Source organism: Pedobacter aquatilis (assembly GCF_030409415.1).
Lineage (GTDB): Bacteria > Bacteroidota > Bacteroidia > Sphingobacteriales > Sphingobacteriaceae > Pedobacter > Pedobacter aquatilis.
In genome coordinates, this window is record NZ_JAUFPW010000014.1 from 23,984 (window position 1) to 39,063 (window position 15,080).

At 36.5% G+C, this 15,080-nt stretch carries 13 protein-coding genes; 6 read left to right on the top strand and 7 right to left on the bottom strand.

All coding sequences use genetic code 11. The annotated features are described in order from the left end of the window. Nucleotides 1–61 precede the first annotated feature (61 nt). The gene (gene truA, locus QWY86_RS08590; RefSeq protein ID WP_290240907.1) at nt 62–811 is read right to left on the bottom strand and encodes a tRNA pseudouridine(38-40) synthase TruA; all 750 of its coding nucleotides are present in this window, start codon (nt 809–811) and stop codon (nt 62–64) included. 161 nt (nt 812–972) lie between these two features. On the opposite strand from truA, the gene QWY86_RS08595 reads away from it, so the two are divergent. From QWY86_RS08595 to QWY86_RS08610, 4 genes are all read left to right on the top strand, one after another. Further along, nucleotides 973–1,425: a DUF4293 domain-containing protein gene (locus tag QWY86_RS08595; RefSeq protein ID WP_290240908.1), complete on the top strand. Its 453-nt coding sequence runs from the start codon at nt 973–975 to the stop codon at nt 1,423–1,425. A 375-nt stretch (nt 1,426–1,800) separates the two neighbouring features. After that, nucleotides 1,801–3,723 (top strand): DEAD/DEAH box helicase, encoded by a 1,923-nt coding sequence (locus QWY86_RS08600; protein WP_290240910.1) that lies wholly within the window; start codon nt 1,801–1,803, stop codon nt 3,721–3,723. A gap of 236 nt (nt 3,724–3,959) precedes the next feature. After that, on the top strand, nt 3,960–5,546 hold the full coding sequence (bshC, locus tag QWY86_RS08605; RefSeq protein WP_290240913.1) for a bacillithiol biosynthesis cysteine-adding enzyme BshC: 1,587 nt from the start codon (nt 3,960–3,962) through the stop codon (nt 5,544–5,546). A gap of 189 nt (nt 5,547–5,735) precedes the next feature. Further along, a complete protein-coding gene (locus QWY86_RS08610; RefSeq protein WP_290240914.1) occupies nt 5,736–6,824 on the top strand; it encodes an Ldh family oxidoreductase in 1,089 nt (362 codons plus the stop codon). On the opposite strand, the gene QWY86_RS08615 is transcribed toward QWY86_RS08610, so the two are convergent. From QWY86_RS08615 to QWY86_RS08640, 6 genes are all read right to left on the bottom strand, one after another. Beyond that, nucleotides 6,821–8,173 (bottom strand): alpha-L-fucosidase, encoded by a 1,353-nt coding sequence (locus QWY86_RS08615; RefSeq protein ID WP_290240916.1) that lies wholly within the window; start codon nt 8,171–8,173, stop codon nt 6,821–6,823. The genes QWY86_RS08610 and QWY86_RS08615 overlap by 4 nt on opposite strands. A gap of 259 nt (nt 8,174–8,432) precedes the next feature. Further along, nucleotides 8,433–9,626: a signal peptidase I gene (lepB, locus tag QWY86_RS08620; protein ID WP_290240918.1), complete on the bottom strand. Its 1,194-nt coding sequence runs from the start codon at nt 9,624–9,626 to the stop codon at nt 8,433–8,435. A 66-nt stretch (nt 9,627–9,692) separates the two neighbouring features. Next, nucleotides 9,693–10,427, bottom strand: coding sequence for a 4-hydroxy-tetrahydrodipicolinate reductase (dapB, locus tag QWY86_RS08625; protein WP_290240921.1), 735 nt, complete (start codon nt 10,425–10,427; stop codon nt 9,693–9,695). A 33-nt stretch (nt 10,428–10,460) separates the two neighbouring features. Next, nucleotides 10,461–11,195, bottom strand: coding sequence for a DUF5683 domain-containing protein (locus QWY86_RS08630; protein WP_290240923.1), 735 nt, complete (start codon nt 11,193–11,195; stop codon nt 10,461–10,463). Further along, on the bottom strand, nt 11,195–12,103 hold the full coding sequence (locus QWY86_RS08635; RefSeq protein ID WP_290240925.1) for a ParB/RepB/Spo0J family partition protein: 909 nt from the start codon (nt 12,101–12,103) through the stop codon (nt 11,195–11,197). The genes QWY86_RS08630 and QWY86_RS08635 overlap by 1 nt, the downstream gene beginning before the upstream one ends. 7 nt (nt 12,104–12,110) lie before the next feature. After that, nucleotides 12,111–12,914 (bottom strand): ParA family protein, encoded by an 804-nt coding sequence (locus QWY86_RS08640; RefSeq protein ID WP_290240926.1) that lies wholly within the window; start codon nt 12,912–12,914, stop codon nt 12,111–12,113. Between the two features lie 184 nt (nt 12,915–13,098). Here QWY86_RS08640 and QWY86_RS08645 point away from each other — a divergent pair, with 184 nt between their 5' ends. After that, nucleotides 13,099–13,620 carry an NADPH-dependent FMN reductase gene (locus QWY86_RS08645; protein WP_290240929.1) on the top strand — a complete coding sequence of 174 codons (522 nt, stop codon included), beginning with the start codon at nt 13,099–13,101 and terminating at the stop codon, nt 13,618–13,620. A gap of 350 nt (nt 13,621–13,970) precedes the next feature. Continuing rightward, a complete protein-coding gene (locus QWY86_RS08650; RefSeq protein WP_290240931.1) occupies nt 13,971–14,555 on the top strand; it encodes a hypothetical protein in 585 nt (194 codons plus the stop codon). The last annotated feature ends 525 nt before the right edge of the window (nt 14,556–15,080 follow it).

Genomic DNA, 15,080 nt, shown 5'->3' on the forward strand with positions numbered 1-15,080 from the left:
ATGAATAAATATCTACACGAGACAAAATATTCAATCATCCACTCATTCTATAATTCAATCATTATACATAAGGATACTCTACTTTTACCAAATACAAACCACAAGCTGGTACCGATTGACCTGCGTTGCTTCTGTTTTTGCTATCGATTATATTTGTAAAATCAGATAAATTAATTTCTTTTTTACCGATTCTAACCAAAGTGCCTACAATTGCCCTGACCATGTTTCTTAGAAAACGATCGGCTTCAATTGTGAACACTAAACTACCATTTTCTTCTTCAAATTGGGCTCTTACAATTTTACAGTTATTGGTAAAGGTTTGAGTATTTGATTTGCTAAAACATGAAAAATCGGTGTAATTTAATAATTCGTTTGCTGCTTCGTTCATCAATTTTATATCTAACTTATCTTTTACTAACCAAGAACGGTTCAATTTAAAAGGATCTTTTTCAAAATGAATGTAATACTTGTAAGCCCTTGCTGTTGCATCAAATCGTGCATGTGCATCATCAGCTACAGCAATAATTTTTTTTGCCGCAATTTGATAAGGAAGCATTGCATTTATACCACCAACTGCTGAAAAAACTTTATCTTCTCTTATATGCTCTACATCGAAATGGGCAAAAAACTCCGTTGCGTGTACACCAGAATCGGTTCTGCCACAACCTAAAGTTTCAATCGGTTGCCTAAAAAAAGTAGACATGGCCTTGTCCAATAATTCTTGTACCGTTACCGCATTAGGTTGTATTTGCCAGCCGTGGTATAAGCTGCCATCATAAGCAATTTGTATGAAATATCGTTTTTTACTCAAAGCGATGCAAAAGTACGTTTTATGGATTAAGGATAAAAGAACAAAGAGTAAGGATTAAGGAACAAAGAGTAAGGATTAAGGATAAAAGAACAAAGTGTAAAGATTATATTTGAAATTATAGCGCCTTGCTTATTTATCGCAAAAAAATATAATTTTGTAGCATGATACAAAGAATACAATCTATTTGGCTTTTCTTAGCAGCTATAGTTTTAGTTATAATGTTATTCTTACCAATTATAAGTAAAGAGGTTAATAACATAAATGCCACAGTACGGACCTCAGGATTATACATTGGCAATCCGGAAATTAAGAGCGAAAGTTTTACACCACTTTTAATTACAAATATTGCAGTTGCCGTTATGTGTTTCATTAATATTTTTAATTTCAGAAAAAGAGCAGTACAGAAACGAATTGCAATATTTACTATTGCGGCAATTGCAGGTTTTGCTTTCTGGTGCAGTAATTATGCTTATAAAATTCCAGGGGGAGTTGAAGGTGCAAATTTTGAAATAGGAGCCTACTTACCGGCAGTTGCAATATTATTTATTGTTTTAGCCATTTTCGGCATTAATAAAGATGAAAGATTAATACGCTCTGCAGAAAGGTTGCGGTAATAGTAATTCAGTTTTTGCCTTTTAAACCCGATTGTAACGGAAATACTTTTTTGGCTTAACGAGAAAAATTGCCACGTCGTTCCTCCTAGCAATGACGTACGTGGGCTGTGAATAAGAAGTAAAAAGATTGCAGTGTAAAGCGGGACTGATTCACCCCATATTTTACAGGTTTTGATTTTCAAATCTTAATTAATTTTTATGAAAATCGAGTAGGCATTCTACTCAATATCCATCATCCATTTTCCATCTCACTTTTCACCTAATTCCTTTCTTCCTAATTCTCAAATATTTAGCTTAAAAAACTATTTCCTTAACAATCAATAAAATACGGATTATTAACCGTACCTTTGCGGCTCAATTAAAAATAAAAGACGAATGACAAACCCATTTCAATTATTGGGGATAAGTGATGACGTCGTTAATGCCGTAAAGGACCTTGGATTTGAAACTCCAACGCCTATTCAGGAGCAAAGTATTCCTGTACTGTTAGAAGGCACTAATGATTTTGTTGGTTTGGCCCAAACAGGAACAGGAAAAACAGCCGCATTTGGTTTGCCGCTGTTAGAACTAATCGATTTTAAAGTAACAAAACCGCAGGCATTAATTTTATGCCCAACGCGTGAGTTATGTTTACAAATCGCTAACGACCTTAAAAACTTTTCTAAAAACGTTGCTAATGCCCACGTTGTTGCCGTTTACGGTGGCGCGAACATTATGCAACAACTACGCGAAATACGCCAAGGCGTTCAAATCGTAGTGGCCACGCCCGGCCGTATGTTGGATATCATTGGCCGTAAGGCAATTGATTTTTCAAACGTTAAATATGTTGTGCTTGATGAAGCTGACGAGATGTTAAACATGGGTTTCCAGGATGACATTAACGACATTTTATCAACTACTCCTGATGACAAAAAAACCTGGTTATTTTCGGCTACAATGCCTGCAGAAGTTCGCCGTATAGCTAAAAACTACATGGATAATCCTGTAGAATTAACCATGGGCACAAAAAATACAGGTAATGTAAATATCGAACACGAATATTATATTGTTCGTGCCCGTGATAAATATGCTGCCTTAAAACGTATTGTAGATTTTAACCCTGATATTTTCGGTGTTGTTTTCTGTAAAACGAAATTAGATACGCAGGATATTGCTGAGCATTTGATTAAAGATGGTTATAATGCTGATGCTTTACACGGCGATTTATCGCAACAACAACGTGATAAGGTTATGCAACGTTTCCGTGAGCGTAATATGCAACTATTAATTGCTACTGATGTTGCTGCTCGTGGTATCGATGTTAGTGGTGTAACACACGTAGTTAACTATTCTTTACCTGATGAAATTGAAAGTTATACCCACCGTTCTGGCCGTACTGGTCGTGCTGGTAAAACTGGTATTTCAATCTGTATCATCAACTCTAAAGAGTTGGGCAAAATCCGTCAGTTAGAGCGTATTATTGGTAAACAATTTACTAAAGCTGAATTACCTACCGGATTTGATGTTTGCGAAAAACAACTTTTCTCTTTAGTACATAAAGTACATAATGTAGAAGTTAACGTAGAGCAAATTGACCAATACATTCCTCGTATTATGGATGAATTTAAAGATTTATCTAAAGAGGATGTAATTAAACGTTTCGCTTCATTAGAATTTAACCGTTTCTTGGATTATTATTCTAAAGCACCTGATTTAAATGCAGCTGTTGGAGATGAGCGTGGAGAAAGAGGCGAACGTGGCGAAAGACGCGGACGCGGTAGCGAAGGTTACACTCGTTTATTCATCAACTTAGGCTCTGTAGATGAATTTACCCGTGGCGATATGTTATCATTTATCTGTAACAACGGTAAAATTGGTGGCAAAAGCGTTGGTAAAATTGATTTAAAAGGTGTTTTCTCTTTCTTTGAAGTAGAAGATGCTGTTGCTGACAAAGTTTTTGAAGGCTTCAAATCAGTTGAATTTAATGGTCGCCAGGTTCGTATTGAAAAAAGCGGAGATGGTGGACGTGGTGAAGGTGCAGGCGAAAGACGCGGTGGCGGTGAAAGACGTAGTGGTGGATTTGGCGGCGAACGCAGAAGCGGCGGTGGCGGTGGTTACCGTGGCGGAAATGGTGGTGGCGACAGAAGAAGTTCTGGCGGTAGCGGCAGACGTGATGGTGGAAGTCGTGATGGTGGTGGCTTCAGAGATTTCTCTGGCCGTAGCCGTGAAGATAAAGGTGGAAGCAGAGAAGGTGGAAGTGGACGTAGAGAAGGTGGAAATCGTGAAGGTGGAAGCGGCGAGCGTCGCAAAAAATGGTAAATTAAAAACCAAATATTTTACAAGCCGTCCCGAAATTTCGGGACGGCTTTTTTTTGCCACCAGCTGAAGAATGTGGTAAATATTAATTTCATTTATACTACTACACAACCAGCAGCAAAACTTAACTCTTTTCATCAATCCAAATTTTAGCAATGAACAAGGGATTATTATTTAAAAATTGTAAAATAGTTATTCGACTTTATGATTATGCTTAATTTGCACTACTTTCGCTAATTATGCAGGCAAAATATATTTCCTATCAAGAAACTGGTTCGTTTTCTAAACTGGTTTTAGATTATATTAATAACGAAGAACAGCTTAAGGCTTTCTACAGTTATCGCCCGGATTTGGATGGATTGAACGAGGCTATCAACAAAAGAAATTTTTTAGGCGATAGAAATACTCTGGTTAAGGTTTTGAAAAGCCAATATCAACATCTTAATCCGAATAAATCAGTTACAAAAAATATTGAGCTTTTAGCTTTAGATAATACTTTCACCGTTACAACTGGTCACCAGTTAAACCTTTTTACTGGCCCCCTATATTTTATTTATAAGATTGTAACGGCCATAAATCTTTCCATTGAGCTGAAAATTGCTCAGCCTGATAAAAATTTTGTTCCGGTATATTGGATGGCTACTGAAGACCACGATTTTGATGAAATTAATCATGTAAATGTTGATGAGAAAAACATTAGTTGGATACAAAATACAAATGGTGCAACTGGAAGGTTGAGCACAAAAACTGTAGCTGCTGCAGTAACTGCTTACAAAGGCTATTTAGGTATTTCTAAAAATGGCCAACACATTGCCAAGTTGGTTGAAAGGGCTTATTTAGAACATGATAATTTAGCTGATGCGACCAGATATTTGGTTAATAATTTGTTCGAAAAATATGGTTTAGTAATTGTTAATGCTGATGATAAGCAACTCAAAACCTTATTTAAATCAGTTATACTGGCAGATATTACAGAGCAAAACAGCTCTAAAAACATCGATAAGAGTTCTAAAAATCTGGAGGAACTGGGCTACAAAACGCAGGTTAATGGTCGTGATATAAATTTCTTTTATTTGAAGGATGAATTGCGAGAGCGCTTGATTTTTCAAAATGGAAAGTATGCAGTGAATCATACAGAAATCAGTTTTACTGAGGAGGAATTGAAAGCTGAAATTGCTTCAAACCCTGAAAGATTTAGCCCAAATGTGGTGATGCGTCCAATGTATCAAGAAGTTATTTTACCCAACATCGCTTATATTGGTGGTGGTGCTGAAGTGGCTTATTGGATGCAATTGAAAGCAAATTTCGATTATTATAAAGTAGATTTTCCTGTGCTATTGCTACGTAATTCGGCTTTACTAATTGATGAACGTAGTGCTAAAAATTTATACAATTTAGGTTTTTCCTTAGAAGATATCTTTTTACCTATAGAGGAATTAAAAAATTTATGGGTGAGAAAAAATTCTACTGCACAACTGCTTTTAGCTGATGAAACGAGGGCAATTAACAGCATCTTCGACCAAATAAAACTGAATGCCTACAAAATCGACAAGACGCTTTCAGTTTCAACAGATACTGCCAAACAAAAAGCCAATCACTTGCTGGCTAACCTTGAAAAAAAATTATTCAGAGCCGAAAAGCGAAAACACGAAACGGCTTTAATTCAAATAGAAAACGTTAAGAAAAGGCTTTTCCCTAATGGAACCATGCAAGAAAGAATTATGAATATTGCACCAATGTATGTGAATTATGGGGAAGATTTTCTCTCATCCTGCATAGAAAATTTTGAACCTTTAGGCGGCGATTTTACTTTACTTTTACCTTAAAGAACAAAGATAAATGAGCAAGGAACAAAGATAAACGAGCAAGGAACAAAGATAAATGAGCAAGGAACGAAGATAAACGAGCAAAGACCAAAAATAAAAGAGCAAAGAATAAAGACAAAAGAGCAAATAAAGAGGGATTTTTGAAAGCAGCTCATTGATCCTTATTCCTTGCTCCTTAATCCAAAGAATATGACCTTTATAACCTTTACCGAAAACAAACTCAGAACTTTTACCTACAACGTTTTTAAAAAAATGGGCTGTTCTGATGAACATGCTGAGCTGGCAACTGACGTTTTAATCCGTTCTGATTTACGTGGGATTGATTCTCATGGTGTGGCTCGTTTAAGTGGTTACGTGCGTCTTTGGGAAAAGAAAAGAATTAATGCAACGCCTGATATTAAGATTGTATATGAAACACCAACAACAGCAACCGTAGATGGCGATGCAGGCTTAGGTTTGGTGGTTGCACCTTTCGCAATGAAAGTAGCTATAGAAAAAGCCGAAAAATATGGTAGCGGATGGGTTTCCGTTAAAAATTCTAATCATTTTGGCATTGCAGGTTACCACGCTTTAATGGCCGTAGAAAAAGACATGATTGGCATCAGCATGACGAACGCGAGTCCGCTGGTTGCACCAACTTACGCTAACGAAAGATTGCTCGGCACCAACCCAATGTGTTATGCATTTCCGGCAGGAAAATATCCTCCGGTAATTGTAGATATGGCCACAGCTGCCGCAGCAAATGGAAAATTAGAAATTGCGCAAAGAGCCAATAAAGATATTCCAGATGGTTGGGTTCAAAATAAGGATGGCGTAAATTCTAATGACCCGAACGAATTAAAAAGTGGCGGTTCTTTATTGCCTTTGGGCAGCGACAAAGACCATGGCAGCCATAAAGGTTATGGTTTAAGTGCAACTGTTGATATTTTATCCGCTGTGCTTTCTGGTGCCAATTATGGCCCATGGGTTCCGCCATTTGTGGCTTTTTTAGAACCATCTGCGAATCCGGTTGGAGAAGGTTTAGGGCATTTCCTTGGCGCTATGCGTGTAGATGGTTTTCGCCCTGCGGATGATTTTAAAAATCATTTAGATAATTGGATTGAGCGTTTTAAAAGCGCTAAAACGGTAGATGAATCCAAAAAAGTAATTATCCCTGGCGAACCTGAACATGAATTTGAGCAGGAACGAAAAATCAGCGGTATACCGCTGATTGATGTTGTAGTTAATGATTTAAATGAACTTGCTATAAAACTAAACATTGAAGCGCTGAGTAATTAATCAGCGGCTTCAAATTCAAATGCTAAAGCTGGCTGATTCTTAACATTGCCAGGTAGCTTTACTGTTGTTTTATCACCTATATTTTTCCAGATTAATTTTTGTCCGGTTGAAATTAATTTCATCGTTGTTCCTTTTTTTGGAATGTTTCCATTCCATGAAATTTCAGTTGGTTTTTCATCAGCTGATAAACAATAAATTGCATAACGCGTTTTAGCGTCTTTACTCTGCGTAAACCAGGTTTTACCATTATTATAATTCTTAGTAATTCGAGTGTTGTAAATCGCTTTACCATTAACTGAAGTCCATTTCCCAATTTCATTTAATTGATTTGTAACCTCTGATGGTAAAGTCCCATCAGGTTTCGGACCAATGCCTAAAAGTAAGCTACCACCTTTGGCAACAATTTCTACCAATTTATGTATCACTTCGGCCGCTGGTTTATATTTATCATTGGGAACAAATCCCCAAGCTCCGCCTAAAGTCATACAACTTTCCCAAGGATAATCCAATTGCTTCTCAGGGATTCTTTGTTCTGGCGTTTGATAATTTTCGTAAGGTCCGTGAACCGTTCTATCTACCATCAATAAACCAGGTTGTGCTTTTCTAGCCATTGAGGCAATTTTAGGCATATCAATATCCTGGCTCCATTTCGGAATATTTGCGCCCCAAGATAAAACCTCTTCATTTACGGTTTCCAGCGGACGAACCCAACCTCCGTCTAACCATAATATATCTACGCTACCATAATTATTCATAAGTTCACTAATCTGGTTATAAGTAAACTCCTTGAATTTGTTCCATCGCCAAGGATATTTTCTGATATCGTAGTTGTTGTTTCTATCGGCCGTTGCATACTTTTGCCACCAATAATATTGCGAGTGCCAATCGGGTTTGGAAAAGTAAGCACCAATCATAAAGCCATCTTTTCTAAAAGCATCGAAAACATATTTAGCAACATCGGCTTTCGGATGATTAGCAAATGGGCCTTTTGCAATATTAAAATCACTTTGTTTGGTATCAAACATAGCAAAACCATCATGGTGTTTGGTAGTAAAAACAAGGTATTTCATGCCCGCTACTTTACCAGCTGCCGACCATTGCTCTGAATTAAATTTTGTTGGATTAAATTGTTTGCTAAAATCCCAATACCATTTTTTATAATTTTCGTAAGAAATTGTGGTATCTCTTTCAATCCAATCTTCAGAACAGATAGACCATGATTCGATTATACCAGGGACTGCATAAAGCCCCCAATGAATTATCATTCCAAATTTTTTATCTTGCCAATTTTCAAGTTTTCCCTTAACTAATGGGTCCTTAGGCCATTCGTAATGAGAAGATTGCGGCATTATATCATTTTGCTGCGAGTACAGTAGAAATGAGCTGAATAGCAGAATAAACAAAAGGGAAAAATTCTTCATACCTAAAACAAAAAAAGGGCAAGAAATTCCTGCCCTGATAAATAACTAAATTATTAATTAATATCCCAAAATATTTTGGTGGTTAAATTATCTTTTGAGGGAATCGTTTAATCGTTTGCGGTTAATTGCTCATAAAAAGGCTTAAATTTCTTTAAGCCTATTTATGTTCTGTTTTAATTATAAATTCTTACTTAATACCTCGTAACAACCTATTCCAACGAATTTTATTAAAGAAACTTCCTTCGCTATCCCAACTCATCCAAATGAATAATGCTTTGCCAACAACATGGTCTTCTGGCACAAAACCCCAATAACGAGAATCAGCAGAATTATGTCTGTTATCGCCCATCATCCAATAATAATCCATTTTAAAAGTGTATGATGTTGCAGGTTTATCATTAATGTACCAAACACCAGCTTTTTGCTCAACTTTGTTTCCTTCGTAAGTTCTAATTGCTCTGTAATATAGTGGCATCGTATTACTATCGATTTGAACTGTCCAGCCTTTTGCAGGAATTTTTATCGGACCAAAATTATCTCTGTTCCAAACACGTTTTGGGTCATGTGGAAAAATACCTCCAGGTTCAATATCTGTCGATGTAGCTGCAAACATATTTACAGATTTTACAAAATCGAAGGCTTTGATTTTTTCCGCCAGTTCAGGAGATAATTCACCAACATATGTGTTATCACCTATCAATTGCATATCGCCTAGCTTAACTTTCAAATCATCAAACACACCATAGTTAAAATCCATTGTTTTAAACTCGATTTTATATGGCATCATTCCGGTATTTATTAATGGTTCATCTTTGCCGTTAATGTTAGCAATACCATTTTTCATACTGATAACATCACCAGCAATACCGATACAACGTTTAATGAAGTTCTCACGTTTATCAACCGGGCGACTAACAATTGTATATTGGCTGTGAACGGCTTCACGACCGCTTTGTCTAACCAAATCATAATAACTTGGCACTTGATTTTCTAATGCTACAGTATCTCCTTCCGGGAAGTTAAAAACAACAACATCATTTCTTTTGATATCACTCAAGCCCGGTAAACGGCGGTATTTCCACTGAACGCCATCCCAATAAGCTTTAGTTCCGGTGATTGGCATGGTATGGTGCGCAAAAGGAAAGGCAACGGGTGTCATTGGTACACGAGCACCATAATTTACCTTACTTACAAAAAGAAAATCGCCAATTAACAACGAGCGCTCCATAGAACCAGATGGAATTGTATAAGCCTCGATAAAGAAAACCCTGATAATTGTTGCTGCAACAACGGCAAAAACAATAGCATCTACCCACTCGCGGGTTTTAGTTTTTTTCTTTTTGTTGGCATCTTTCTTTTTCTGCCAGAATTTATAATTCATATATCTTGTTTAGTTGTTAACGATTTGTACAATCAGCTAACCATTATCTGCTTTATTAATATCAGCTTATTCAAAAATATCAGTTATACTGAAAAAGCCTTTTTTATCTTTTAACCACTCTGCTGCAACTACAGCACCCAATGCAAAACCTGCTCTGCTGTGTGCGGTATGCTTAATTTCAATATCATCAACCTCGCTACTGTAAATAACCGTATGCGTACCTGGTATATTTTCAATTCTATGTGATTCAATTAGTAATTGTTCACCTTTGGGAAAAACCTCAACGTTTGTTCCAACAACTTCGTTCAACCATTCAGATTTGCGTTGCAAATTATCAACAATACCCTCTGCTAAAGTTATGGCTGTTCCACTTGGTGCATCCAGCTTTTGTGTATGATGAATTTCTTCTACCTGAACTTCGTAAGCCGGATAATTATTCATCAATTTAGCTAAGGTTTGGTTTAGCTTAAAGAATAAATTAACGCCAATACTGAAGTTAGACCCATAAAGCAAGGTATTGTTACTGCTGTTGCATTCATTTTTAACTTCCTGCAGTTTGCCATACCAACCAGTTGTACCAACAACCACAGGAACATTTGCATCGAAACAGACATCAATATTTTGCAAAACAGAGTCAGGCGTACTAAAATCGATGGCTACATCTGCCGCTTTTAAGTTTTGACGGGTTAATTCTTCCTGATTATCGATTGATATTTTTAGAACGATTTCGTGGCCGCGTTCTACTGCAAATTTCTCTATAATCTGCCCCATTTTGCCATATCCTAAAAGCGCAATTTTCATTGGTTATATATTTGTTTAGGTGATTTACCGGTTTTAAAATCTTAATGAAAGTTTTAATGCAGGAGTTTGATTAAAACCATACATAGCATTTGGATTATTTATTAAAGTTGGAGTTACCTTAAAAGAAAGTTTATCATCCACATCGAAAAAATTTAAGCGAGCTGCTACATAAGCATCTATTATTTGTACGGCATAGACTGCAAAATAAGAAAAAATTACAATCTGACTGTTCCTTTTATAAATCGCTTGTGCATCCAATACATTAGTATCGCCGTATCTTGTCAAATCAGGGTTAAGAGGCCTTAGTTTCGCGGTATCCGTCTGGAGTTTATTAAACGCCCTATTCTGCGCTTCAGTTAAGAAAATTTTATAGTTCTTACGGCTTTCGATGTAGGACAAAGTTAAGGCACCAAAACCTCCATAAATCAAACCTACTTTACCTAAGGTATAAGTTCTCTGCCAAAAATGACCTGTTTTTTCACCCTTTGCATTCAATTTATTGTTGAGAAGTTGATTGTTGTACAATTGCCCCCAACCCGGAATTAGCATCGACCTAAAAACAGCTTTTCTACCTGCTACCTTACCCGGATTTACGTACTTGATCGTATCCGTTTTTTTACGGGCAGTATCCATCGGAACAGCCTTTATCGGCGTAGTTTTAATAGTATCGATTGGTTTTAATAAAGTATCCTGTACCTGAGCCGAGGCCAGATTTGCCAAGAAAATAAATACCAGAAATAGCGTTACTAAAAGCTTGTTATTTAACATTACCAATCCAATAGCTCTAAAATTCTGTTTAGGTCTTCATCACTAACAAAAGGAATTTCTATTGCACCTTTACCATTTTGTGTAACCTTTAGTTTTACGCGAGTGGCGAATTTAGATGCTAAATCATCTTGTAATTTTTGATATTGAAAAGAAGCGGCTTTCTCTTTTGGTTTATCAGAAGTTTTTAACGGCGCATGTTGAAGATTGCGAACCAATTCTTCTACTTTACGTACCGATAATCCTTTTTCTAAAATCTCCTGATGAATGAATAATTGCTTATCAACGCCATCAACATTAATTAAAGCCCTTGCATGGCCCATTGTAATCCGCTGATCGCGGATAGATGCCTGAATTGCTGGTGGCAATTTTAGCAAACGCAGATAATTGGTAACCGTTGTACGGTTTTTTCCAACACGCTCACCTAATTGCTCTTGTTTTAAGCCAACTTCATCAATCATTCTCTGAAAACTTAAAGCAACCTCAATTGCATTCAAATTCTCTCTTTGGATGTTTTCGATAAGTGCCATTTCCAACATCTGTTGGTCGTTAGCACTTCGAATATATGCCGGAATTTGAGTTAAACCCGCTAGCTTAGATGCTCTGAATCTTCGCTCACCAGAAATTAACTGGTATTTATTTGCAGAAAGTTTTCTAACGGTTATCGGCTGTATTAAGCCTTGAATTTTTATCGAATCAGAAAGTTCGTTTAAAGCGACCTGGTCAAATTCTGTACGAGGTTGGAAAGGATTTGTTTCCACCTCATTTAAATTTACATGACTAATGTTGCCAATCTGCTCTGTCTCACTTACCGCATTTACTTGCTGTTTCGGTGGATGCGTAGATTCGCTGTCATCTAAAAGCGCACTTAATCCTCTGCCTAAACCTGTTTTTCGCTGAAAAGATGTCATGTATATTTTATAAAGTTGCTGTTCTTATATTTTCTTCTTCCTTAAGCAAGCCGTTTTTCTTTACAATTTCACGGGCAAGGTTAAGGTAATTTATTGCGCCTTTGCAATTAGCATCGTGCATAATTACCGATACACCATAACTTGGGGCTTCACTTAAACGAGTGTTTCGCTGAATAATTGTTTCGAAAACCAATTCGTTAAAATGCGTTTTTACTTCTTCAACAACCTGGTTTGATAAACGCAAACGTACATCATACATGGTTAATAAAATCCCTTCAATCTCCAATTCTGGATTTAGACGATTCTGAACAATTTTAATGGTGTTTAACAATTTACCCAAACCTTCTAATGCAAAATACTCGCACTGAACAGGAATAATTACCGAATCGGCAGCGGTTAAAGCATTAATCGTAATTAAGCCTAACGACGGAGAACAATCGATGATGATGAAATCATATTGATCTTTTATCTTCTCCAAAACCGCTTTCATTTTATATTCGCGGTTATTTAGGTTAATCATCTCGATTTCTGCACCAACCAAATCAATGTGAGCTGGTAGCAAATCTAAGTTAGGCGTATCCGTTTTCTGAATCGCCTGTAATGGGTCGATGTCGTTAATGATACACTCATAAATACTATCTTTTATATTTCGGGGGTCAAAACCGATACCTGAAGTTGAATTCGCCTGAGGATCAGCATCAACCAACAAGGTTTTGTATTCTAAAACGGCTAAACTCGCCGCAAGGTTAATAGATGAAGTTGTTTTACCAACACCACCTTTCTGATTTGCCAATGCAATTATTTTGCTCATCTATATATCCGAAATTTACTTTACGTTTACGTTGGGCGACTTAACTTCTTACCTTTTAATCGGTAAAAAGTTCTATTTTTGTGCTGTTTACGCCCTTTTTCTCAATCAGCTAAGATACAAACTATATGGCAATTTTAGCAATAAGGGCATTCGGGTTTTAAACATCTTATTAACAATTTATTCCATGATAACAATAATAGCGGCAACCAACAGACCTAATAGCAATACGCTAAAAGTTGCCAAATATTACCAGTCAGAACTTTTAAACAAAGGCTTAAGCGCAAACATCTTCAGTTTGGAGCATTTACCTGCCGATGTTTTAAATACAGATATGTATGGCAAAAGATCCGCTGAGTTTCAGCAAATACAGGACCTAATCTCGAATACCGAAAAATTTATTTTCGTAATGCCTGAATATAATGGCAGTTACCCTGGTGTTTTAAAAATTTTGATAGATGCCAGCAATTTCCCAGATAGTTTTTACGATAAAAAAGGGGCGTTGGTTGGCATTTCATCTGGCAAATATGGAAATATACGTGGTGTAGAGCACTTTACAGGTGTTTGCCATTACATACATTTGAATGTTTTACCGCTTCGTTTGCATATTCCAAACATCAAAACCGAGCTCGATGCTGATGGGAAGCTAATTAAAGATGATACCATAAAGTTTGTTAACGAGCAAATAGATAAGTTTATTAAATTTTAGCATTTCTTGATGCTCTCATTCAAAATTCAGTCATTCAGTCATTCAAAATTCAATCAGTCTAAATTCAATCATTCTCTCAGTCTAAATTCAATCATTCTCTCATTCTTAATCAATTAATTTGAAAAGCTAAACCTGCATTTCAATCTAAAGTTACTCCCGATTTCGCTTGTACGCTTCGCTGCGTCGTGCCTCCTTGCTGCAGGGTACCGCTTCAACCGGGTTTAGAAACTTAATTTCTACAAGTAATTTAATAAGCCACCATTTTAACAAAACTTAAGTTAAATGTTGTTAATGAGGTTAAAATTGGTTAAGAAATCTGCTTCTGATTTCGGAACTAATACTTTAGTCGAATGAAAACTAAAAACATAATTCTAATCATGCTTATCTCTACAATAAGCATCAGTAAAATTAAGGCGCAAGATTCCTTAATAAAACATTCGGTTTACGTTTCTCCATTTGTAGGTTTTAACTCAACCATTAAAGCCCCGGTTTATGGAGCAGAAATTGGCTACGAGTTTAGACTTAACAAAAACTGGGGATTTACAGCAGGAGCAAACATTGCTTACACGCAAAAAAATAATCCCGAAATTTTTGATTTAGGCAATAACGGTCAGAAAGCCGTCAACTCTAAATTATTGCAAAATGCATTTTACGCAGGTGCAAAATACTATTTAGGTAGGTTTTATATATCAGCAGATTTTGGTTATCAAGATGCGTACAATACAATTAATCATAAATATAGTGGTACTGGCTCTAGCTATAGCTATGGAACAATCGCAACCAACGGTTTTTATCAAGCTTATGGATTAGGTTATCAATTGCCACTTAAAAAAGGAGATAATATTGAATTTTATGCAAAAGGCGCTAATGGAAACAGCAATACCAATTATACTATTGGCTTTAGGTATAACTTCGGGTTATTTAAAAGGAAGTAAGCCAAAAGGAAAAGAAATTTTTATCATCAAAAGTTTTTCTACTTATTGCTCTCGTGGTCTGTGTTTTCACAGACCATTTTTGTTTATAAATTCTAGTTCTATTAAAACCCAGACCGATGAAAATAGTATACCCGACCATTTGTATTGAAAAACTGTTTTAAGTTAAATAAACCCGGTAGTAGCGAACACGAAGCCCGATTTTCCTCGGGCGAGTAAAGCGGATAACGGGGCTTTCGGAACCGATAAACACCAGACCTTGCTTTTCAAAAAAATAATACTCAAAACCAGCAGTTATTGAAAAGGATTTTTTTCAAAATCCTCTCCCCACCCATTCCGAAAGGTGATATTATGGAATTTATGCGAAAAGCTAAAAGAGCTCTTCAAAAAGCTCAGACTCACAATAGCTTTTCTCAAGGCTAGAACCACCCCCAACCCCCAATGTCATTAACTTAAGGGAATCATAGGGTAAGGAACTGTAAAAACAGTTCCTTTGTGCTTTCGAAACAACCCCCATGACATCAACAA